The following is a 22403-nucleotide window of genomic DNA, read 5'->3' on the forward strand; positions in this document are numbered from 1 at the left end:
TATGGGCTCTGCCGGTGATGGATCATCGTGCGACAGCGGGTACCCAGTGCCGCGAGCTTTTCGAAAAGACTACCCGAGCCACACTGACGGGCGTCAATGCATCCCTTGGGCGCATGGAATAGGAGAATTATGGTGCGGAGGCAGCGACACTTCAATTTGGTCGGAAACCAGGTTGCACTTGGGAGAACGTCATGCCGATTAGCACAGTTAATTCCGGTTTCGGCACCGAGTCCACCTCGGCGAGCGAGAATTTGGCTCAGAATTGGTGGCTGTTCCTGCTGCGAGGCATTTTAGGAATCCTTTTCGGCGTTGTTGCGCTGATCTTTCCCGGCCCAACGATGCTCTCCCTGGTACTCCTGTTCTCGGCTTACACACTTGTCGATGGCGTTGCCGGCATCATCTCGGCCGTAAGGGCGATCCAGCGCAAGGAGGAGCGGTGGGGATGGCTGATCTTCGAAGGCGCTGTCAATATAGCCGTAGCCATCCTTGCCTTTCTGTGGCCCGGCATGACTGTTCTGGCCTTCGTGTTGCTTGTTGCCGCCTGGTCAATCGTCTCGGGCGCGTTGATGACGGCCGCTGCTTTCCGGCTGAGCGTCAGCCACGGCAGGTGGTGGCTCGTTCTGGGCGGATTGTTGTCCGTCGGCTATGGAGCGCTTCTGGTCGCCACGCCGCTCATCGGGGCGATCGTTCTGACATGGTGGATGGGGGCCTATGCCATCGCATTTGGCTTCGCGCTTGTCATCCTATCCTTCAAGCTGCGGCTCAGACAGAACCAACAGATCAACCGAACGGTTGCCCGAACGGCCGCTTAATAGAAACAGGCAACGGCATTAATGTAAGAATAGTGGATCGCCTCAGCGCGGTCGCGCGACCCAAGCCAAGTTCGGCCGAACAGACCCTTTTGATTCTAGACACGTCAACTTCATTTTTTGATTGCTTATCCCCCAAGATGGTACCATGCCCTACGAGGCATAGTTACAATGTGACTGTGATCGATCACGAGGCCTATGGCCATCGATTGACGGTCGCACCAGATACAGGCGAGACGATCGTTTCCTTACGACGTGTCGATGCCCACGGGACGAGCTGTCTGTCTCGACGACCGTGAGCTAGTCCGCCCCTGCATGGAGCGACTTTTGCGCTCGGCGAAGTTCGACTCCGTCACCTTCGAGCATCCGGCCGCGTTCCTCACAGTTGCGAAACCGATCGAGGCGGGTTGCCTCTTGCTCGATATCCGGTTGCAAGGCATGACGAACTGGGGCCCAGCAACGCCTCAGACGCGATCTCCGGTAATCGTAGTGACCCGCTTCGGGCGATCGATTTCCTTGAGAAGCCATACAGCGAACGTGTGCAGTCCGATTACAACGACGAGGTTGCGGACGCAGCACGGCGCGCGAGCGGCAGGTGGCTGTCGGCTTGATGGACGGTCACTCCAATAAGGCGCTCGTGTACAATCTCGGCCTCGGCGATGGTCGAAGTTCACCGCGCGTATGATGGACCGGCTTGGCATGCGCGAGCTCGCGCAAGCCCTTCTTTTGAGAAATCACTTCGACGCTCAACAGGCTTAAGAGATAGAGTTAGGCCCCGGCTCCCTGGTTCGCCAATATTGTCTTCCAGCGCAGCGCGGTTCAGGATTTTGACCGTACGCTTGCCCGCCAGCCTAATGGCACCCCGCTGCTGCAGATTGGTGAAGGAGCGACATACCGTCTCGACCGAAACCGCAAGGTAGTCAGCGATATCGTAGCGCGAGACGGGCAGCACAACCTGTCCATCTTCGTCCGAGGAACGACGGTCGAGGGAAAGGAGAAAGGAACCGACCTTCTCGAGTGCGGTGACGCCGCCAACAATCATCAACTGGGCTTGGGATCTGCCTAACGCCCGGAAGGCTACGTCGCGGAGCTCGCGCGCAAACTTCGGATCACGCTCGGCCAGCTGTTCGATTCCCTCGCCGGGATAGCTGGCAAGCGCCGTCTCGTCCACAATCGCTTCGATGGTGACCTCGTCCCCGTCGCCTCTCACAAAGAAGAAGTCTCGGGGCAGCATCAGATCAAGGATTTGCCGCCGTCCGTCGGCTCGGAGCGCGCACCTGCGAACCGCCCCGGCAATGACGCAATACCATTGACCGGCGGAACTCACACTTCGTGGAATTTTCTGACCACGATTACAAAGCACAATCTTGGCGAACGCATCTAGTTGCGTCAACGAATGGGCCTGCCCCGAAAGAATCCGCCGATAGTAGTCTGCCGCGTGCGCGCTTTTTTTCATGATTTCAACCCTTTTCGAAGGTCGCCGGCACTATCTGGCTCCATAAACAATCCAGGATGCCCGCGTTCCAAAGATTCGAGGGATTTGCGTACCGTAAAATTACGTAACGCCGGCCGGATCAGGGCGACGCAGCTCCGCAGCCATGTTGAAGATTTGGACACCAAACAATTGACGGCAATCAACGAAGCAAGTGGCTCATTGCTCTAAAACGGCATCGATTCAATTCGGGCCGCAAGTCACGCACCAGGAAGACGATGTCATTCACCCTGAGCCGCGGGTATCGTCGCGCCGAGCTTCATGCTGCATGTCAGCCACGACCAAATGCTCACGTTGTCCGATCTCAGGGGCAGGCCTGTCATTCTGGCGTTCTACCCAGCTGACTGGAGTCCAATCTGCGCCGATCAGGTGACGCGATATAACGAGTTGCTTTCGGACTTTCACAAACACAGCGCGGAAATACTCGTAATTTCCGTCGACGGAGCTCGGTACCACGCGGCGGCCTTCGCTGTGACCGGCATTTGCATTTTCCCCTGCTCGCTGACTTCGAGCCCAAGGGCGCAGTAACAAAGAGATACAGCGCCTATCGTGATAGCGACGGCGTTTGCGAGCTACAGCCGATAGCCATGCCTGACAAGCCAACAGGTCGGCGTTGGACGTGCCCGAGCGATTAGCGGTCCGCCACATTGATAACCGTCATCGCCGCTGCCGGGATTGAGGGTTTAATTCTGCAGTGATGATCAAGCCCAGGAGATACCCATGATAGCATTCAACAGACTTGGAGCCTCTCTTGATTCTGACACCCGCACTGCATCGCCGCACTCACCTAGTCACGCCTTGGCAGCGCACAGGACCGCTCCCGACTGGATGATTTGGTTTGCGCTCGCGTCGATCACGGCATTGACTACCACTCCGGCACTTCCGCAAGCCGGCGTAAGTCTCGTCAAGGTCGACTTCTCGGTTGTGGCCAATGGCTACCGCATGAGCAAGCTGCTCGGCAGCAACGTTATCAACGACAAGAACGAAAAGATCGGGACCCTCGATGATGTCATCGCGGACAAGAAGCAAGTGAACTTTGCTGTGCTGCAGGTCGGCGGGTTCCTCGGCGTCGGCGGCCGCCTGATAGTCGTGCCCTATGAGAGCCTCGCCATCGACGACAACGGACAAAAGATCACCTTGCCCGGCGCATCAAAGGAGGAACTAAAGAAGCTGACGGAATACCATTATAAATCGTCCTAGTCGGACAGGAGCGCGCGTCCGATGTCCGGACCTTCCGATGTCCTTGACCAGCTCCGCACACGAGAGGTGACGGGCGTCTTCCATTCCCGGAGAGCGCTCGACACCGCCGCCCAGGATTTGTTGTCCTCGGGATTTGACCGAGCCGACATCGACATCAGCGCCTCGCCCGATGAACAGCAACGGCGGCTAAACTATCAGGCTATTCCGGCCGCCGACCTTGCCGACATACCGGCAGCGGCGCGGAGGCCCTACGTAGGCGGAGACGATCGGCTTGGCCTCGAAGTCGTCACGGCCAGCGTGGTCGGCTGCGTTGTCGCCCTTGCCATCGCGCTCTATCTCATATCGCGCGAAATAACGCCACCGAGCGTTATCCTCGTTTCTGTCCTCGGCGGGATCGTCGCGGCCGCCGTTGCGATACGTCCGCTGCGACGGGTGATGCAGCGTGACCGGGTTCGCGGATTGGAACCTGCCGCCGAATGGGACGGGTTGCTGATCTGGGTACGGGTTCAGTCCCCGGAGAAGGAAGCTTTGGCACAGGAAATTCTGCTTCGCCACGGCGGAGAGGCCGTTCACATCCACGAAATCGATATCGCCAAAACGACCGACGATCTCCCGTTTCACTCGCTGCGGCCCGATCCGTGGTTAGGGAACGAACCCTTGGGGCGGCCATAGTTCATCGTTCGTTGGAGCCAGCATTGCGAAGCACTCTCGGGAAACGGCTTCATCGACCGCACAAAACCTTGTGAGGAAGTTGATGGTCGTCATGGCCGCCTCCATTGGCCAGCATAGATTCCAACTCTATCGTCAAAAATGATGTGAGACAGTTTACCGAGTCTCGTGCAGACCAGGAGAACAACATGAAGTCCGACAGCGAAATAGAGCGCGATGTTCGGGACGAACTGAAATGGGATCCCGATCTGAATGCCGACGATATTGCCGTGTCAGTCAAGGATGGTGTCGTCACGCTAGCGGGGTTCACCCACAGCTACACCGACAGGCTTGAGGCCGAGACAGCCGCGAAGCGGGTCGCCGGTGTTCTTGCCGTCGCAAACGACATCGAAGTGCGGCTACCAGCGATCGACCAACGTCCGGATCCCGACATCGCCCGAGACGCAGTTGCCGCGCTGAAGTCACAACTGCCAATTTCCCACGACCAGATAAAGGTCATCGTCAAGGATGGCTGGATCACGCTCGAAGGCACGGTGGAGTGGCGATACCAGAAGACCACCGCAGACGCGGCGGTCCGCAAGGTCAAGGGCGTGAAAGGCGTCACCAACGTCATTACACTGAAGCCCAAGGTCCAGCCCACCGACATCCAGCGCAAGATCCAGGATGCCTTCAAACGAAGCGCCGAGGTTGATGCGGAGCGCATCAGCGTGGACGTGAGGGGCAGCGAAGTGGTGCTGGAAGGCACCGTTCGCTCCTGGATCGAGCGCGAGGAAGCCGAACGTGTTGCATGGTCGGCGCCCGGCGTCACAAAGGTCGAAGACCGGATTGTCGTCCGGCCTTACTAGTCCTCCCCAAGCCAGCAGAACTTCACTCAAAGAAGGAGAATGCAATGAGGTTAAAATCACTGGTCCCGTTTGGAGATGCGGGCGCATTGATGCGACCCGATTTCGGGCTATTCGGTCTGCATCGGGAGATCGATCGGCTCTTTAGCGAGTTCGCGCAAGGCATCGGCCCGAGCGGCAAAGCGAACATCGTGCCGAACATCGAAATTTCCGAAAGTGACAAGGCGATCGAAGTTACAGCCGAGATGCCCGGACTCGAGCGCAAGGACGTCGAGATATCGATCGAGGACGACGCTCTCACCATTCGTGGCGAGAAGAAGGTCGAAGAACAGCAGAAGGACAAGAACGTCCAGCACAGCGAGCGCAGCTACGGCGTGTTCTATCGCGTGCTGCAATTGCCTTCCGGTATCGACCCTTCGAGCGTTCAGGCAACCATGTCGAACGGTGTGCTGAAGATTACGATTCCGAAGCCTGCCAAACCGGAGCCGAAGAAGATCGAGGTCAAGGAAGCCGCCTAGCCCCGCGGCTGCGGGGCGCGCAAATCGTTCTCCTCCCGGCGCTTTGCGCGTCCCGCTCAACCTGCTGATGCAGAATCACACCAACACATCTGGCGGTCGACGACCGCTCCGCAACCGAGCCAGCGCGACTACATCGAAAGGAGCCAGTCATGGCGAAAGCAATCGGCATCGATCTCGGGACCACCAATTCCTGCGTCGCCGTGATGGAAGGAAGCAAGGCCAGGGTCATTGAAAACGCCGAGGGCGGCCGCACGACGCCGTCGATGGTCGCTTTCACCGATGAAGGTGAGGTCCTTGTCGGGCAACCCGCCAAGCGGCAAAGCATCACCAATCCGGAGAACACCGTCTACGCCATCAAGCGGCTAATCGGGCGGCGCTATGACGACCCGATCACCGCGAAAGACAAGGGTATGGTTTCTTATCACATCGTGCCCGGCGACAACGGTGACGCATGGGTCGAAGTGAGGGGCAAGAGGTACAGCCCAAGCCAGATCAGCGCTTTCATTCTGACCAAGATGAAGGAAACTGCCGAAGCCCATCTAGGGGATAAGGTAACGCAGGCTGTAATAACCGTGCCGGCCTATTTCAACGATGCCCAGCGTCAGGCAACCAAGGACGCCGGACGGATTGCCGGCCTCGAGGTACTCCGTATCATCAACGAGCCGACCGCGGCCGCGCTGGCCTATGGCCTGGACAAGAAGGGCAGCGGAAAGATCGCCGTCTACGACCTCGGCGGCGGCACATTCGACGTTTCAATCCTTGAGGTTGGAGATGGCGTGTTTGAGGTGAAGGCTACCAACGGCGATACCTTCCTCGGTGGCGAAGATTTCGACAAGCGCGTCATCGACTATCTGGCAGACGAATTTCGCAAGGAGAACGGCATCGATTTGCGCAGGGATCGCCTTGCACTACAGCGGCTCAAAGATGCCGCCGAGAAGGCCAAGATCGAGCTCTCGAGCGCCACCCAGACCGACGTCAACTTGCCCTTCATCACGGCCGACCAGAACGGGCCGAAACATCTCAATATCAAGCTCTCCCGGGCGAAGCTGGAGGCGCTGGTCGACGATCTGATCGAGCGCACCGTCGGACCCTGCAAGGCAGCGTTGAAAGATGCCGGGCTGCAGGCGTCCGACATCAACGAAGTGGTGCTGGTTGGCGGCCAGACCCGCATGCCGAAAGTGCAGGAAACCGTGCAGAACTTGTTTCAGCGTGAACCGCACAAGGGCGTCAACCCGGACGAAGTGGTGGCGATCGGCGCCGCAATTCAGGCCGGCGTGCTTCAGGGCGACGTCAAGGACGTGCTGCTGCTCGACGTGACGCCCCTGTCGCTGGGCATCGAGACGCTGGGCGGTGTTATGACCAAGCTGATCGACCGCAATACAACCATTCCGACCAGGAAGAGCCAGGTATTCTCAACTGCGGAAGACAACCAGACGGCGGTCACCATTCGCGTCTTTCAAGGCGAACGGGAAATGGCAGCCGACAATAAGCTGCTGGGGCAATTCGACCTTGTCGGGATTCCGCCGGCACCCCGCGGCGTGCCACAGATCGAAGTCACCTTTGATATCGATGCCAATGGCATTGTCAATGTCTCCGCCAAGGACAAGGCCAGCGGCAAGGAGCAAAGCATCCGGATCCAGGCCTCCGGTGGTCTTAGCGAGGCGGATATCCAGAAGATGGTCAGGGAAGCCGAAGCCCACGCCGAGGAGGACAAGCGCCGCAAGGAACTCGTCGAAGCACGCAACCAAGCCGATGCGGCGATCTACAGCACTGAAAAGGCCCTGAAGGAATCGGAATCCAAGATCCCTGCCAATCTCAAGAAGGAGGTCGAGCAGGCAATCTCCGATGCAAAGCAGGCCCTCACTGCCGAAAACCCGCAATCGATTCGCCAAGCGACGGATCGTTTGCAACAGACCGCCGCCAGGATCGGCGAGGCACTGAACCGCGCCGCCTCGCAAGGCGCCGACGCACAGGCGTCGTCGAGCGGAAGCGGTTCTTCCGGTGAAGACGTCGTCGATGCCGAATTCGAGGAAGTCGACCCGCGCGATCGATGAGGATCGTGAAGCGCGAACTCGCACATGAAAACAGGCGAATGACATGGCAACAAACCCCGTGGACGAGGATCCTAATAAGGCGCAGGCGAATAGCCGCGAAACGCAGGTGAACAGCGTCGAGACCGGGAGCGGCGATCTCGAGGTCGAGAATGAACTTTTGAGGGAACGTTTGATGCGCGCGCTCGCCGAGACCGAGAATACCCGCCGGCAAGGCGAGCGGCGCACAGAGGAGGCACGGAGGTACGCTATCGCGAGCTTCGCCCGCGAACTGCTGCAGGTGGTCGACAATCTGCGGCGGGCGATCGGTGCCGGCAGTAACCGGGCTGACACTGGCCAGCAGGATCCATTGATCGAAGGCGTGACAGCAACTGACCGCATCCTGACGGAGGTCCTGAAGCGGTTCGGCGTGGAGGAGATGAAGGCGCTGGACGCACCGTTCGACCCCGAGAAACACGAAGCGGTGCTGGAGATCGATGCAGCCGGGCAGCCGTCCCGCAATGTGGTTCAGGTTCTCGAGAATGGCTACACGCTGCACGATCGTTTACTGCGGCCGGCGCGCGTCGCGGTAGCCAAAGCCCGACAGCCATCTCCGCAGGCAACACGACAGTGAGGCGGGCTGCGCGCGGCCCAACCGCGTACAAAAGAACGGGAGCGGATATTGGCTGCAGACCCCTATACGACGCTGGGAGTAAAAAAGGATGCCACGCAAGCAGATATCCAGAAGGCCTATCGCCGTCTCGCGAAGAAATCGCATCCTGATCTCAATCCCGGCGACAAGGCCGCCGAGGAGAACTTTAAGGAACTCTCCGCCGCCTACGATCTGTTGAACGATCCGGAGAAACGCGCACGCTTTGATCGCGGCGAGATCGACAGTTCGGGCGCTGAGCGACCGAGGCGGCGGTACTATCGGGATTTCGCCGATCAGAACGGCTGGTCGACCTACACCAGCAATTCCGGTTTTGCCGATTTTGGCGACTTTTCCGGTAGCGAGGATATCCTCTCGGAGATTTTCGGTCGCGCGGGCCGCGGCAGCCGCAGACGGGGCCAAGATGTCCGCTATCATATCGACCTCGCCTTCCTCGATGCCGTCAACGGCGGCAAGCAATCGCTTGTGCTTCCCGATGGATCCAGGCTCGAGGTCAACATTCCTCCGGGTGTGCGGGACGGCCAGACACTGCGTCTGAAAGGCAAAGGCCGTCTGGCGGCCGGCGAAGGTCAACCCGGCGATGCCCTGATCGAGATCAGCGTTCAGCCGCACCCCTACTTCACCCGCAAAGGCGACGACATCTATCTGGATCTACCGATCTCGCTGAAGGAAGCGGTGCTGGGCGCAAAGATCAGCGTCCCTACGCCGAGTGGGACGGTTACGGTGACGGTGCCGAAATGGTCGAGCACCGGTCGCTTGCTCCGGCTCAAGGGGCGCGGCGTTCCGCGTCCTGACGGTGGCAAGGGCGATCAATACATTACACTGAAGCTGGTGCTGCCGCAAAAGCGGGATCCGGAACTCGAGAAATTCGTCGCCCGATGGCAGCCGGCCACGGAAAGCCCGCGGCAGTCTATGGGGGTTTGACATGCAAATGCAGGAATTCATCGACCGATCACATCTCGACCTCCCGACACTAAATGTGTGGATCGAAGCGGAATGGCTTATCCCCATCGCTGCCAAAAGAAGATTGGACTTTTCTGATGCCGAACTTGCGCGGGTGCGCTTGATCCAGGACCTCAAGGCCGATTTCGGCGTAAACGACGAAGGCATTTCGATAATCTTGCACCTGCTGGATCAGCTGCACGGGCTGCGTTGCCTAGTTCAGGATATTCACACCATGGAGACGCTGGATCGCAGGAAGCATGGCGGCTGAAGCCGCAGAAAACTGAACAGAGCCAATCCTGCGTTCAAAAAAAGGAACGACTGATGTCAATTCCCAAGGGCCTCGGTTCGTGGCTGGTCATCATTCTATTGTTGTTGCTGCTGGCAGCCGCCGGTTTCGTTGCGAATGAGGGCTTGCGCCTCGGAGATGCCGAGGTACCCGCATCGGGTTACATTGCCATGGCACTCGGCGTGACCTTCTCGCTTGTCCTCGGCTTCGGACTCATGGCCCTGCTCTTTTACAGCAGCCGCAAGGGGTACGACGAACCTGCCGTGCTGATTAAGGACCCCAAGCCAGGAGCCGATTCAGCGTCACCCGCCTCGGATTCGAAGTAGCACGCTTCGGATTCAGAGCAGCAATCTTGTGCCAGCGCGGGACGTCAATCAAGCCGGCCGATCGGCCTCTGCGCTTGTGGCGAAGGAACGCAACGCCTACGCTATCGCCATTGACCGACCCAGCGCATAGCGCCGATAGGCCCTTTTGAGGAAAGCAGAAGAGCAAATTCTTTCGAGTTCAGACCTCCAATCGAAGCCCTTACCGTTAGATGCCGGGCACAATCGCTACGCAGATTAGCGAGATCGACAAAGCAGTCTGCTCGTCTACGCAATTCGTCAGCGGCCATTGCCGGGCTCGTCGTAATCATCGAAAACGACATTGACGCGCGCCCCTTGTCGCTGCACTTGCCTTAACGACAGGCTGACAATTTCCGCTTCCTGAGAATAGCACCATCTCGTCTAGTTGCTCCACCAACACCATCGCATCGACATGTGCACATTGCCTCTGACTTTCCGTCGTCTGCCAGCGTCCACATACTCCTTGGTTGACTTCGATACGATACTGAAGCCGTTATAAGCCAGCCAATCGACAAGCGGCCGAATACTGGAATGCTGCTCCTGATTCTGAGCTATTTGCTATGTAGTAGATGGCGCGCAAGACAGTCCCTCCGACTGCGGAATTTCTCGAGCACTTTTCGATAGTCGAGGTCAAAGCCGAGAGCTTTCGCACTGAGATGAAGGTTTTCCCCGTCGATAAAGAGCGCGATCTTCTCTAGTCGGGTACGTGTTCCTCCGCCGCCGCATGTCATAGGACCCAACCGCTGTGTTCGCCTTGCGGTGCTAGAAGCCGAAACACGCCGTGAGCAATTGATCAGCTTTTGCGCCTAACTGGGCAACCGCTCGTCAGCGAAGGCGCTGCATCACCTACTCCCACGTGGCTTCTCGAAGCCATATGCAATTACCCAGGCGCCTTGGCGGCACGGTCCGCAACCAAGTTTGTGACCGCAACTTTGCGTGTTCGTCTGTTATTGCTAGGGCAAGATCGCATTGTTCCGGCAGGGACAATGGCAGCCCGGCTTGCAAACTTTCCCAACCTGTTGAGCGGACACTACCCCTAGCTTCTTACCGGCTGATTCTTCTTATCGCCTCAGAATCCCGAAGCAAGGTCGACAGGAGCGCCGCCTCGAACATCTCGCTTCACAGACTATCAGCCTCGTCCTGAAGTCCTGCATTTCCGGCGATATCGGCGCCGGGCTGGCGATAAGCACAATGGAGGGCTACGCCCCGCTGGATGTTTGGCCTTCCGGCCACAAGCGGCATTGAAGTGTTGGAGGCGCGGCATCGCATCCGAGACCATTTGCGGCCATCGCCATGGCGGCCCAGGCAGTATTCAGGTTGCTGCTCGCGCCATGCGGGCGTACTCGAATTTCTGAGACACCACATAGCGAGCAAGCATAGCTGGAAGCCATTGAGGCCGCCTTCGTGAACGGAGGGACGACTGTTCGTGCCGAAGGACCGCCGATGCCACGCGCCGCGTCAATATCCTTACGCGAAAGCAAAGCACTTCAGTCGCTGATCGACGACAGCTCCAATAAGATGACCGCTCATCAGCGGGCCTTAGCGTGCGCACGATCGAGGCTCAGCGCGCGCGTATAATGGTGCGGCTCGGCATGCGATCAAACTGCGGAAGCGCTTTGTCTCGGCATCAGGGCGCGGCTGGCCTAACGCAGTTCGTGGTCAGCGCTATAGCTCAGGTCGATAAGTTGGGTCGGAATTGCTAGCCGCCGAGCCGCACGGAATCATGTTCGTTCTTCTCCTTAAGACATTTCGATCGATAATCCTGACGGTGCGTTTTCCCGACAGCGTGATCGCGCCGCGCTGCTGCAGGCTAGTGAAGCAACGACAAACGGTTTCGACCGAAACTGACAGATACTCGGCGATGTCGTAACGGGTCAGGGGCAATACGACCTGCCCCTTATCATTCGACGAACGGCTCGCCAACGCAAGCAGGAATGAACCGACCTTTTCGACCGCCCTTACGCCGCCGATGATCAGCAATTGGTCCTGAATCCGCGACAGGGTCTGAAATGCGACACTGCGGAGCTCGCGGGCGAACTCCACATCGCGCTGCGCCAATTGCTCGACCCTTTGACTAGAGTAACTAGCCAGCGCTGTTTCCTCGGCGATCGCCTCAACCGTTAGATCTTCGTTTCCATCGACGACGACGAAGAAATCTCCCGGCAACATCAAGTCGAGAATCTGCCGCCGCCCGTCTGAACGGATGGCGGATCGCCGAACCGCTCCCGAAATTACGAAGTACCAATGGGCCGCCGGCTCCGAATTGACTGGAACCTCCTGGCTCCTGGCAATCAGCATTATCTTGGCATGCTCATCGAGCTGTTTCATCGCATGGTTCTGCGCGGCTAACATTCGCCGATAGTAGTCTAGTGCGCGCGTTTTCGCCTTCATCGCTGCACCTTCCTGTTCTCGTTCTTCTTCATGCTGCCAATTCCCACCACACTAACCCTGTTATCGCCCTGATGATCCGACCTTTTTATAGATCTCCGTACCGTAAGAATACGTAATCGGCCGCTAAGGAGCTCCTTACGGACCGCAATAATTGATCGCAGTCACGACACGCTGACGCTGCGTGCGGTGTAAGAACGAAAGTTGGAAATCAAGCGTAGGCGGAAGAACAGTCATGGCCCCCTTGAAGGCGCAGATCAACCAAAGTGTAACGTCCGCCGCCAGACCAGCAGCCGGGCTACTGGGGCAAGCTGACGCATTGCTGGAGAAGCATTTGATTGAAGATCTGACGCGCTGAAACGCCTTTCCGTTTCGCAAGCGCAGGACGCGACCAAGCCGCGGTCCAAAGAGGCGGTGGAGGAACTTTATCAGGTCGCCACAAGGAGCGATGAAAAATGCTGAAGTGGTGAAGGCCGGTCGCAAGCTGGAGGTTTTGATATCGCGCTACCACGTTTATCCTCAGTGTTTGGCGCGTGCCTCCAGGATGGCAATCACTGCATCATCAAAGGCCTTGCTGTGTGCCACCGACATCGAGTGGCCTATCTTACAATTACGGTGGCCTAATTTGATCTGAACGAATGCCGAGTGCATGAATTTGGCGGTTCGTCATGAAAGACCATGCTACGGACCGGCACGGCCAGCCTCTTTCAGGACAACGAAGACGCGTCAACCGTCGATCTCATCCCGAATCGCCTTAAGACGTTAATACCGAGGACGGCTGCAAGACCTGCAAGGCACCGGTGAAGTCATAACGCTGAAGCAGGGCCGCATCAGTTGGCGGCCTCTTTCATTGCATCGTGCCCATGAGGGCAGGCGCAACGTGCGGCCGTACATCAGCGCCCCGGTTACCGCAGGCCGTGCAGACGAACCGCAGCTCGGTCTCCGATCGCCGGGCTTCGTCCGGCCATCGATCGGAGGCCATCTCGATTGAATGACTGCAGCGATAGTCTGGCGGATGACGCGTTCCAACCATTTTGTCTTAGTCATATCGTTGCTCTGACCCGTTTGGTTGACAATCGTCAGTGAGGGCGGTTCTCGAGGTGGCTAGGATTGTAATGAGGTTCTTCTCTATGCAGGAGCAGGCGATGGATGACGTGGTGACAGCGACACCAACGCAAGAAGCGAGCCGGAAGACGGATACCGCACCACTGTTCCTGCCGTACCGCCTTGGTCCATTCAATCTGTCCCATCGCGTGGTTATGGCCCCGCTGACGCGCTCGCGCGCTCGACAGCCCGGCAATGTGCCGGGCGCGTTGGCGGCCTGCTACTATGCGCAGCGCGCCTCGGCGGCGCTGATCGTCAGCGAAGCGACGCAGGTGTCGATGCAGGGTCAGGGCTATGCCTGGACACCCGGCATTCATAGCCGCGAGCAGGTCGAGGCGTGGCAACGTATTACCGACGCGGTGCATCAGGCGGCGGGCCTGATGTTTTGCCAGCTCTGGCACGTCGGCCGCATTTCACATCCTGCGCTACAGCCCGACAACATGCTGCCCGTCGCTCCCTCGGCCATCATCCCTGCTGGAAAGGCCTTCATCGAAAACGAGCGGGGGGAAGGCACGCTCGTTCCCTTTGTACGACCCCGCGCGCTTGACATCGAGGAGATGCCCTACGTGGTGGCGCAATATGTGCGTGCGGCAAGGAATGCAGTGGCGGCCGATTTCGACGGCGTGGAGATCCATGCAGCCAACGGCTATTTGCTCGACCAGTTTATCGAAAGCGGCACCAATCGGCGCGCCGACGCCTATGGCGGCGCGGTGGAGAGCCGCACCCGCCTGCTATTTGAAATCGTCGAGGCCCTGACGCCGGTCTGGGGACCGGATCGCATCGGCGTGCGCATATCCCCGTTGGGAAAATTGAACGACATACATGACGACAACCCACAAGCAACCTTTGGCTATGTGGCCGAACGCCTGAGCGAATACGGGTTGGCCTATCTGCATATGGTCAACCCCGCGCTCGAGCAGATGCAAAGCGGGAAAGAACCGGATCCAGCCGCTCTGGATATGGCGAAGCTGGTCCGGAACAGGTTCAGGGGAACCCTGATCGTGGCAGGCGGCTTCGATGCCGAGAGCGGAGCGCAGTGGCTTCGGGAGGGATGGGCCGATCTGATCGCGTACGGCCGGAAATTCCTCGCCAACCCCGACTTGCCAGACCGTCTGCGTCTGGGCGCGGCACTCAACGCCGATGATCCCAGCAGTTACTACGGCGGAGGTGAGAAGGGATACACCGACTACCCGTCGCTGGCCCAGGACCGCGGCGAACAGCCCAAGGCGTGCGTGGACCAGAGCTGGCGATAATCAAAGCTTGCATTGCAAGAGCGCAAATTGACGGCCGTCATGGTCTATCGAACCCCGCATACTCATGGTGATCGACGCAGCGAGTGCCGCCCGGCCGAGCGCGATGCGAGGACCATCCGCGATGACATTTCAATCCGTCAACCCCACCACCGGTGAGCCGTTTGCGACATATGAGGAATGGTCGACCGAGGAGGCGCAAGACGTCGTCGGCACGGTTCACCAGGATTACCTCGCCTGGCGCCGCACCGGTTTCGAACACCGCGCTTCGCTGATGCGCAACGCAGCCGAGATCCTGAACAAGAAGGCGCGCGAATATGCAAAGTTGATGGCGGAGGAGATGGGAAAGCCCTTCCACGAGGGTGTTGCAGAGGCCGAGAAATGCGCCAAGACTTGCGAGTACTTTGCCGACAATGCGGAGAATTTCCTGACACGTCAGCCGGTATGGACGGAAGCATGCAGGACTTTCGTCGCGTTCAACCCGCTCGGGGTAGTGTTGGCGGTCATGCCCTGGAATTTTCCATTCTGGCAGGTCTTTCGTTTCGCAGCACCGAGCCTGATGGCGGGCAATGCCGCGTTGCTCAAGCATGCCTCGAACGTTCCGGGTTGTGCGCTTGCGATCGAACAGATCTTTCGCGACGCCGGCTTTCCCGAAAATCTGCTCCGCACATTGATGATCACAAGCAAGCAAGTCGAGGCCGTGATCGAGCATCCGCTCGTGCGCGGGGTGACCCTGACGGGCAGCGGCGCCGCCGGGCGCGCAGTCGCGAGCAAGGCTGGCGCCATGCTCAAGAAGACGGTGCTCGAGCTGGGCGGGACCCCTATCTGATCCTGGAAGATGCCGATACCGATTCCGCCGCCGCCATATGCGCCAGGGGCCGGCTGCTGAATTCGGGCCAGAGCTGCATCGCTGCCAAGCGATTCATCGTGGTCGAAAAGGCCAGGCCGGCTTTCGAGAAACGCTTTGTCGAGCTGATGAGCCAGACCAAGATGGGAGACCCATTCGAGCATGGGACAGAGATAGGTCCGCTGGCGCGGCACGATTTGCGCGACTCCTTGCACCGGCAGGTCGTCGCAAGCGTCGGAAAGGGAGCGCGCCTCCTCCTCGGCGGCAAGGTGCCCAATCATCCGGGAGCCTACTATCCGCCGACAGTCCTCACCGACGTAGGGAAAGGCATGCCGGCCTATGAAGAGGAATTGTTCGGTCCGGTTGCGGCAATCATCCCGACCCGGAACGAGACCGAGGCGATTGCGGTCGCGAACGACAGCCCATTCGGACTTGGCGGCGGCGTGATCACCCGCGATCTTGCGCGCGGAGAAAGGATTGCAGAGTTCGAGATCGAATCGGGAATGGTCTTCGTCAACGACAACGTTCGTTCCGATCCGAGAGTGCCTTTTGGAGGCATCAAGGAAAGCGGCTATGGGCGTGAATTGTCCTGCTACGGCATCAGGGAGTTCGTCAACATCAAGACTGTGATGGTGTACTCATGAGGCTGCAGGCGCGGCCGATGGCGCATGCTGGCGTAACCATTGGCGCAACGCCTCGGCACCCACAGCTCCAGTGCGTTGGGCGACGATATTGCCTTTATGGAATAGCATCAGCGTTGGAATGCTTCGAATGTTGTAACGGCCTGACAGCTCGGCCTCGGCCTCTGTGTCAACCTTCAGAAAACGAAGTTCGGGTTCGAACTCGCCGGCGGCGCGCTCAAAAGCCGGTGCCATCCCCTTGCAGGGCCCACACCACTCCGCCCAGAAATCGACCACGACGGGAATATCGTTGCGCTGGATGTGGGTGGCAAAGGCGCGAGCGGAAACCGGCGTCGGATGCCCCGTAAACAGGAGTTGGTGGCAATGGCCGCATTTCGCCCGGCGCGCATCCTTCCCGGCCGGAATTCGGTTGATGCTTGTGCAATGCGGACAGACGATGTGGCGGATTTGCGCACTCATGTTAGGATGGCTCCCGAACTGGGCTCAATGCGTCGCCAGAGGTTGTTTGCGGTCCGGCGGTGGAAAGGTTTCATCGAGATCGGCGAGATCCTGTGGTGTCAAGCGAACGTCCAGCGCGCCACGATTCTCGCGAACATGTTCCGGCTTGCCCGACTGCGGTATCGCACATAGGCCGTCCTGGCGTAGCACCCATGCCAGCGCCACTTGTGCCGGGGTCGCGCCGAGACGAGCCGCAATGGTCTTGAGTGTGACATGACGCAACACACGGCCCTGCTCGATCGGCGAATAGGCCATAACGGGGACGCCGCTGCTCTGGCACCATGGCAAGAGGTCGAACTCGATGCCGCGACGCTCGAGATTGTAGAGCACCTGATCGGTCGCGACGTTGGCACCATTGGGCAAGTCGACGAGTTCCTGCATGTCGCCGATATCGAAATTGCTGACACCCCAGTTCCGGATCTTGCCTGCGCCAACCAAAGCCTCGAAAGCATCGACGGTTTCTTCCAGCGGAGTGAGTCCTCGCCAATGCAGCAGATAGAGATCGATCTCATGCACCCCAAGCCGGGCAAGACTTCGGTTGCAAGCCGCTATCGTGCCCTGTCGGGTGGCGTTCTGAGGCAGCACCTTGCTCACCAGAAAAATCTCGTCGCGCCGTCCCTTGATGGCCTCGCCGACAAGCCTTTCGGCGCCACCGTCGGCGTACATTTCGGCCGTGTCGATCAGGTTCATGCCGAGATCGATGCCCAGACGTAGCGCTTTGATCTCGTTGGTCCGGTTCAGCGGATTCTCGGCCATGTGCCAGGTCCCTTGGCCGAGCATTGGAATGTGTTCACCTGAAGGTAGTACGATAGTACGGCTGGCCTCCGTCACGGTCATGATGTGACTCCTCTGTCCTTCACGGCAGACTAATTTTCACGCATAGGCCGGCGTGACGAATGGCGCAAAACTGAACATCGCCGCTGCCTGGATGGATAAACCAGATCACCGGCAGGAACGGGTTCAATATCGTGGAGCCCGTCACTGGATGGGCCACATATGTCTCGTTTAGCGATGGCCGGCCGATCGTCGGGTCGAGCTTGACGCACGAACCATTGTTCGCTGTCAGGTCACGATAGTTGTAGCGCGCCGAACATACGAACATTTGATTTTCCTTCTTGTCGACTACATAGGCCGTAGCCGTCCGATAAGAGGTGTTGGATTTGACATCCGGCTCAGGGAGCAACTCGTAGCGTACGCTGCCTTGGGCGAACGCTGGCGATGCGACAGCGATCGCGAAAACCGTGGCGATGCCTTGCATCATCTTTCGCATGGCCAATCCCGAATGAATAACCCACGCTAGCCCGCTCCTGGAGAGGAAGCGTTGACCGCTGTCAATTCAGGAATGGAAACCGGCATTGCTGGCCGATAGCTGGCAAGAACTGATCAGTCGGTGACTACCCCTCGCCGCGCCGTCGGCGTTCGTTGCGCGCATGATCGTACAGTGTCCGCCCGACAAGATGCGCCTCTCATGGAGCTGTGAGATGAGGCGTTACCTGCAAAAGGAACGTTGCCCCAGTTGCCTGTCCGGTACGTGGAGCGCTGGACCATTTCTTGATTGCAGCGACGGGTAAACTCGAACTAATATACATCAATTGTCCGGGCAGCGATCCGCTCTATTGGCCCCGCCTCTCCACACTTGCGAATAGCGAACTGCATTCGTCTCAGTGATGGCTCGCATCTAGCGTGAGGAATAGGCGATCGGCAACCCTCATCACGTCGAGACCTGTTCCCACTACGCATCGATGCGGCAGATCCACGCCGCCATCGAGCATTGGCCGCATCGTGACTTCGAGTGTGCGATTGCTCTGGCCAGTACCGCGGCGGAAATGTTGCCCGACGTCGACGAGCCCCATTTCCGGGAGCTGCCAAACATCTCGCGCGTCAGTGAGATATCCAACTGGTTGATCCGCGGCGCATCTCGAGAGTGCCTGAAACGCGGTCAAATCGACACGGTAGTTATTGAAGAGCTCGACACCGTCCTCGCGATCCATCGCGCCATCCTGAAGTTCGAAGCGGTCTTTTGGAAGGACAAGACCCCGCAGATGAAGAGCTTGCGCAATTGCACGCGCACGCAATGCAGGTCAAATCCCGATCATTCTAAAATTGCTCGTTGTCAACGACAGCGTTGACTCATGACGTTACCATTGAGATCGCGCCCGCAGCTCCAACATCCCGACGCGAGACTGATGTGTTCGCAACGCGCTTGAAACGACCTATTGCTATTTCGGCTGCTTGTATCCTGGCGCTGGCATCGCCGATACTATCGGCGCACGCCCGCGACGACGGCCGCCACGTCAATTCGCCGCTGAAAGCCTGGTTCGACCAGCTCAGATCGGGCAAGGGACCCTGCTGCTCCGACGCCGACGGCACGGCGGTCAGCGATGTCGATTGGGAAACCCGCGACGGCCACTACCGCGTGCGGCTCGACAACCAATGGATTGACGTTCCGGATGAGGCCGTCATCACCGAGCCGAACAGAGTGGGAAGAACCATGGTTTGGCCGATCCGCGACTACATGGGAACCACGGTCCGCTGCTTCATGCCGGGCAGCATGACTTGATTTGAAATGTCGATGCCGAGGCACCTGATCTTAGCTCAGCGCCAGGGTGACTTCCTCCGCCAGTTCGTCGAGTCCATGGCTCCTGTAAAATCGACCCGCATCCTGCAGTTTCTTTCAACTGGTCCATCTCGCCATTCCCGGTCATCAATATGAATGGTAGAGAGGGTGCAATCGGCTCACCGTTCTGGCAAGATCGATGGCATTCTGTTCCAAGATGGGGATGTAAGCCGAAGGTGACGTAGATTTCCTCGCAAGGCAGTCTGCGGGCAGGCCGACTCCGGCCATCGTATAATACCAGGTGCGTCCGAGAACGGCGAGCCATGTGCCGGCGGCCGCAAAGTAAAGACAAAGCAGAGCAAAGATCGTAGCTGAGCACACCGGTCGAGAAAGCAGCATCAGCAATATGGACCATTCGAGAGCGTCTGGTGGCCCAACTGGCGCGGGGGCTGTTTTTTTAACTCTGCTGCTCGAGCGCGCCCTTGACAGCCGTCAATTTCCGGCCCGCGCCTCATGTGCTTTATTTTCGCAACCGACGGCAACATCCAACATCGCCAAGCGTTGGGCCCCCACTGCCAACCGGTCAAATTGCAAGGAGAGACAGCATGAGAATTTTCGTGATAGGCCTTGCGGGCATCATGACGACTTTGGCCGCATGGCCCAGCTCAGCTCAGGTCTGGGAAGAAGAAGTCGTTCGTCCACCTCGCGTGGTCGAACGCGACGTGATCGTGCGCGAGCCGGCGTGGCGTAGCTACGCCTGGGACGACTGCCGGATAGTAGTCGAGCGCCACCACCGGCCCGACGGCACATTGATCGTTCGCAAAGTCCGGCGCTGTTAGAACTCGCGGACGGTTCCTGCGCTGGCAGGCGTCGGCGCGGCGAGGATCACGCCATGCCCGCTACGGCGGACGGCCCGCGAAGAAACCGTCCATCTCAATACGACCGTAGCGGCGTTGGGGGGCCGCGGCGTCACGGATGTCGCAGGTTGGGGAGCTTGAGCTGCACCATGATATTGACCATCTCCTGTCGAGGCAGTGGGTTGCGCCTTTGGCACTCCCCAACAGTCGACGTTGGATTCGGATTCATGCGAATTGCACAGATTGCCCCATTGGCTGTTTCCAATCGAATGGCCAGAGCCGTTTGGCCTTTTATGATCGAAGCAATGGCATGCGCGACGCCAGTAATTGCCTATCGATCCGGCTCGGTGCCAGAGATAGTGGAGGAAAACGTTACGGGCTTCGTGGTCGAGGGTGAGGAGGAAGCATTTCATGCAGTAGCCGCCTCTGCCAGATTGACCGCCGCAGGGTACGTGTACCTTTCGAGGAACGCTTCACACAAATCGTATGGCAAAGGAATACCTCGACAAGTACGAGTCCTTGATGTGCGTCCGGAGGCTCTCGAAGGTAATCTGAGCCCACCGCGCGTTACGCTTCCAAAGTAATCGTCGCCGAAGGAAACACGAGCGTATAAATTCGCATCAGTCAGCTAGGACGCGACGTCGAGGCAGGTCATGAGAGCCGGGTCACAATGCTATCTGTTTGCTAAGGTTTCGTAGAAATGTCGCTTGCCTGCAGCAGTTCGCGTTAGCTCCTCGAGCATTGACGGCCGGAAAAGTCGCGTCACATCGCCAGTCCTCGCGTGCGGGGACGCGCTGCGCGACCTTCGAATCGGCCAGCCCGGCCGGTGGTTTAGCGGCTTCAGTAGCGGTGAGCGACGCCTAGCGTGCCAATGGACGCTGATCCCTGACGTTCAATTGGCGTTCTGTTACACGCCGCAACGCTCTTCACTTGACGCAACGGTCGCTATGCGAGCTGGACGTCGAGTTCACCAAACGCGAGCATCCGCAGACCGTGCACGTGTGTTGACGGCCATCAATGCAGCGGACGCGATGGCAGCGTAGCGCTTAGCTGCATGCAATAGGGTGCAAGCCTCCGAAACCATCGATTGGTAATCTGGGGGCCGATGCTCTGATTTTGAATGCCAATCAAGGAGACAATCAATGGTGACTACAATGCAGCGCGCACCCGCGACGGAGAGCGGAACTGCGTCTTCCCTGATCGCAAGCGATCGCGTCGAAGGCACTGCGGTCTATGATCCACAGGGCAAGCGCATCGGGAAGGTCGAGCGGCTGGTGATCGACAAGGCCGGCGGCCGCATCGCCTACGCGGTCCTGAGTTTTGGGGGATTCCTCGGTATCGGTGGGACCCACTATCCGATTCCCTGGCCGATGCTGAACTACGATGAAAAGCTCGGTGGATATCGCGTCGACATCACCGAGGAGCAACTCAAGAAAGCTCCGAAGGCCGAGCCAGTGGAAAGCTGGGAGCAAGCGAACCCGGACCGCGACGAGCGGGTCTATGGTTATTGGGAGCAACCCGCCCCGATGCAAGAGGGCCACACTTCTTCCCTCATCACCAGCGACAGCGTGGAAGGAATGCCGGTCTATGACGTACACGGCAAGCGCATCGGGAAGGTAGAGCGCCTGATGATCGACAAGCTCACCGGCCAGATCGCCTACGCGATCCTGAGTTTCGGCGGCTTCCTCGGCATCGGAGAGGACCACTACCCTATTCCCTGGTCGATGTTGACCTGGAATGAAAAGCCCGATGGCTTCCAGGTGGACATCACCGAAGGGGAGCTTAAGAACGCGCCGAAGATCGAGCAAGGGGAACATTGGGAGCAAACAATTCGGGCCCGCAACCAGGACGTCTACGACTATTGGCAGGTCAGATATTATTGGATTGTTGCTGCTTCCGATGTCCCGTGAACACTATCGCGAGGCCTCTCATCGAAGCATCACACCTCGGCGCGCCGCCGAAATCGTCGATTCCTGCGCGCCGGACGCAGTAGCTTCGGTTGGCAATCCCGCCCCGGGCGCGCGCTCGAACCGACGGCAGAGGGGATAGCTGAGCGGTTCGGTCGCTACGATCTCGCACTGGAAATTGTACATCATAGCGAGCAAAGTCGTGCACTTGGTAGCTGAGGTCCGCCACTAAACCTTGATCCGCCGCAGGGCCTGCCATGCGAACGCCCGTTTGGCGCACCACCATGTATCAGCCGGGCGATCGCTGATGTATCTGTATCGCTGCACTAGACTAACAGCCAACCTTCCAGGATCGCGGCGAGTTTCCGGCGCAACGTCAAATGTCCTGCCCGCACTCCGGTCAGGATTGGTGCCCTCGCGATCCAGCACAGACCACTGCGCTTGCGCGCGTACGCCCGCAGTCCGCATTGCCGACGCGACCCCCGCGACGTCTTGCCGCGAAACTCGAAATTGACCATGGCGCCGCGAGTGGGCGGGCATAGAAGCAGT

The 22403-nt window shown here is 58.8% G+C and carries 23 protein-coding genes and 3 pseudogenes; 20 read left to right on the plus strand and 6 right to left on the minus strand.

Annotation, left to right across the window (positions count from 1 at the left end; all coding sequences use genetic code 11):
* The first annotated feature begins 191 nt into the window (after window positions 1-191).
* Window positions 192-812, plus strand: coding sequence for an HdeD family acid-resistance protein (locus PMN64_RS04740; RefSeq protein WP_411779885.1), 621 nt, complete (start codon window positions 192-194; stop codon window positions 810-812).
* Window positions 813-1479: 667 nt separating this feature from the next.
* Here the strand turns inward: PMN64_RS04740 and PMN64_RS04745 are convergent.
* Window positions 1480-2265 (minus strand): helix-turn-helix domain-containing protein, encoded by a 786-nt coding sequence (locus tag PMN64_RS04745; protein WP_411779886.1) that lies wholly within the window; start codon window positions 2263-2265, stop codon window positions 1480-1482.
* Window positions 2266-2586: 321 nt separating this feature from the next.
* Between PMN64_RS04745 and PMN64_RS04750 the strand changes: the two genes are divergently transcribed.
* The 10 genes from PMN64_RS04750 to PMN64_RS04795 all read left to right on the plus strand — a co-directional run bounded on the left by PMN64_RS04750 (window position 2587) and on the right by PMN64_RS04795 (window position 9787).
* On the plus strand, window positions 2587-2829 hold the full coding sequence (locus tag PMN64_RS04750; RefSeq protein WP_411779910.1) for a redoxin domain-containing protein: 243 nt from the start codon (window positions 2587-2589) through the stop codon (window positions 2827-2829).
* A gap of 192 nt (window positions 2830-3021) precedes the next feature.
* Entirely contained in the window at window positions 3022-3501 is a 480-nt protein-coding gene (locus tag PMN64_RS04755) for a PRC-barrel domain-containing protein (protein WP_411779887.1), read from the plus strand.
* A gap of 21 nt (window positions 3502-3522) precedes the next feature.
* Window positions 3523-4173 (plus strand): hypothetical protein, encoded by a 651-nt coding sequence (locus PMN64_RS04760; RefSeq protein ID WP_411779888.1) that lies wholly within the window; start codon window positions 3523-3525, stop codon window positions 4171-4173.
* Between the two features lie 185 nt (window positions 4174-4358).
* The gene (locus tag PMN64_RS04765; protein WP_225645947.1) at window positions 4359-5015 is read left to right on the plus strand and encodes a BON domain-containing protein; all 657 of its coding nucleotides are present in this window, start codon (window positions 4359-4361) and stop codon (window positions 5013-5015) included.
* Window positions 5016-5059: 44 nt separating this feature from the next.
* Complete coding sequence (locus PMN64_RS04770; RefSeq protein ID WP_225645944.1) at window positions 5060-5530, plus strand: Hsp20/alpha crystallin family protein; 471 nt, start codon at window positions 5060-5062, stop codon at window positions 5528-5530.
* 149 nt (window positions 5531-5679) lie between these two features.
* Window positions 5680-7584 (plus strand): molecular chaperone DnaK, encoded by a 1905-nt coding sequence (gene dnaK / locus PMN64_RS04775; protein WP_411779889.1) that lies wholly within the window; start codon window positions 5680-5682, stop codon window positions 7582-7584.
* A 43-nt stretch (window positions 7585-7627) separates the two neighbouring features.
* Window positions 7628-8194 (plus strand): nucleotide exchange factor GrpE, encoded by a 567-nt coding sequence (locus PMN64_RS04780; protein ID WP_283089956.1) that lies wholly within the window; start codon window positions 7628-7630, stop codon window positions 8192-8194.
* A 48-nt stretch (window positions 8195-8242) separates the two neighbouring features.
* Window positions 8243-9154: a DnaJ C-terminal domain-containing protein gene (locus tag PMN64_RS04785; protein WP_411779890.1), complete on the plus strand. Its 912-nt coding sequence runs from the start codon at window positions 8243-8245 to the stop codon at window positions 9152-9154.
* A 7-nt stretch (window positions 9155-9161) separates the two neighbouring features.
* Complete coding sequence (locus PMN64_RS04790) at window positions 9162-9443, plus strand: chaperone modulator CbpM (protein ID WP_411779891.1); 282 nt, start codon at window positions 9162-9164, stop codon at window positions 9441-9443.
* A 53-nt stretch (window positions 9444-9496) separates the two neighbouring features.
* The gene (locus tag PMN64_RS04795; RefSeq protein ID WP_283089953.1) at window positions 9497-9787 is read left to right on the plus strand and encodes a hypothetical protein; all 291 of its coding nucleotides are present in this window, start codon (window positions 9497-9499) and stop codon (window positions 9785-9787) included.
* Between the two features lie 569 nt (window positions 9788-10356).
* Here the strand turns inward: PMN64_RS04795 and PMN64_RS04800 are convergent.
* Window positions 10357-10536: an NYN domain-containing protein gene (locus tag PMN64_RS04800; RefSeq protein ID WP_411779892.1), complete on the minus strand. Its 180-nt coding sequence runs from the start codon at window positions 10534-10536 to the stop codon at window positions 10357-10359.
* Between the two features lie 934 nt (window positions 10537-11470).
* Entirely contained in the window at window positions 11471-12196 is a 726-nt protein-coding gene (locus PMN64_RS04805; RefSeq protein WP_411779893.1) for a helix-turn-helix domain-containing protein, read from the minus strand.
* Window positions 12197-12428: 232 nt separating this feature from the next.
* On the opposite strand from PMN64_RS04805, the gene PMN64_RS04810 reads away from it, so the two are divergent.
* From PMN64_RS04810 to PMN64_RS04820, 3 genes and pseudogenes are all read left to right on the plus strand, one after another.
* Window positions 12429-12551: a hypothetical protein gene (locus tag PMN64_RS04810; RefSeq protein ID WP_411779894.1), complete on the plus strand. Its 123-nt coding sequence runs from the start codon at window positions 12429-12431 to the stop codon at window positions 12549-12551.
* Window positions 12552-13338: 787 nt separating this feature from the next.
* Window positions 13339-14550 carry an alkene reductase gene (locus PMN64_RS04815; protein ID WP_283089950.1) on the plus strand — a complete coding sequence of 404 codons (1212 nt, stop codon included), beginning with the start codon at window positions 13339-13341 and terminating at the stop codon, window positions 14548-14550.
* Window positions 14551-14671: 121 nt separating this feature from the next.
* A pseudogene (locus tag PMN64_RS04820) lies at window positions 14672-16038 on the plus strand (NAD-dependent succinate-semialdehyde dehydrogenase).
* Here PMN64_RS04820 and trxC read toward each other — a convergent pair.
* The 3 genes from trxC to PMN64_RS04835 are packed head-to-tail and all read right to left on the minus strand — an operon-like array spanning window position 16033 to window position 17803.
* Window positions 16033-16494, minus strand: a complete 462-nt coding sequence (gene trxC / locus PMN64_RS04825) for a thioredoxin TrxC (RefSeq protein ID WP_411779895.1) — start codon at window positions 16492-16494, stop codon at window positions 16033-16035. The pseudogene PMN64_RS04820 and the gene trxC overlap by 6 nt on opposite strands.
* A 24-nt stretch (window positions 16495-16518) precedes the next feature.
* Window positions 16519-17370: an aldo/keto reductase gene (locus PMN64_RS04830; protein WP_411779896.1), complete on the minus strand. Its 852-nt coding sequence runs from the start codon at window positions 17368-17370 to the stop codon at window positions 16519-16521.
* Window positions 17371-17389: 19 nt separating this feature from the next.
* Window positions 17390-17803, minus strand: a complete 414-nt coding sequence (locus PMN64_RS04835; protein WP_411779897.1) for a hypothetical protein — start codon at window positions 17801-17803, stop codon at window positions 17390-17392.
* 472 nt (window positions 17804-18275) lie between these two features.
* Here PMN64_RS04835 and PMN64_RS04840 point away from each other — a divergent pair, with 472 nt between their 5' ends.
* The 6 genes and pseudogenes from PMN64_RS04840 to PMN64_RS04865 all read left to right on the plus strand — a co-directional run bounded on the left by PMN64_RS04840 (window position 18276) and on the right by PMN64_RS04865 (window position 21857).
* Window positions 18276-18662, plus strand: a complete 387-nt coding sequence (locus PMN64_RS04840; RefSeq protein ID WP_411779898.1) for a hypothetical protein — start codon at window positions 18276-18278, stop codon at window positions 18660-18662.
* A gap of 74 nt (window positions 18663-18736) precedes the next feature.
* Window positions 18737-19093, plus strand: a complete 357-nt coding sequence (locus PMN64_RS04845; protein ID WP_283089944.1) for a hypothetical protein — start codon at window positions 18737-18739, stop codon at window positions 19091-19093.
* Window positions 19094-19695: 602 nt separating this feature from the next.
* Window positions 19696-19929, plus strand: coding sequence for a hypothetical protein (locus PMN64_RS04850; protein ID WP_411779899.1), 234 nt, complete (start codon window positions 19696-19698; stop codon window positions 19927-19929).
* A 273-nt stretch (window positions 19930-20202) separates the two neighbouring features.
* Window positions 20203-20502: pseudogene (locus PMN64_RS04855) on the plus strand (glycosyltransferase); the annotation flags it as partial.
* 587 nt (window positions 20503-21089) lie between these two features.
* Window positions 21090-21467 (plus strand): annotated as a pseudogene (locus tag PMN64_RS04860) (PRC-barrel domain-containing protein); the annotation flags it as partial.
* Window positions 21468-21473: 6 nt separating this feature from the next.
* Complete coding sequence (locus tag PMN64_RS04865; RefSeq protein ID WP_411779911.1) at window positions 21474-21857, plus strand: PRC-barrel domain-containing protein; 384 nt, start codon at window positions 21474-21476, stop codon at window positions 21855-21857.
* The last annotated feature ends 546 nt before the right edge of the window (window positions 21858-22403 follow it).

Source organism: Bradyrhizobium sp. UFLA01-814 (assembly GCF_046718885.1).
Taxonomy (GTDB): Bacteria; Pseudomonadota; Alphaproteobacteria; order Rhizobiales; family Xanthobacteraceae; genus Bradyrhizobium; species Bradyrhizobium elkanii.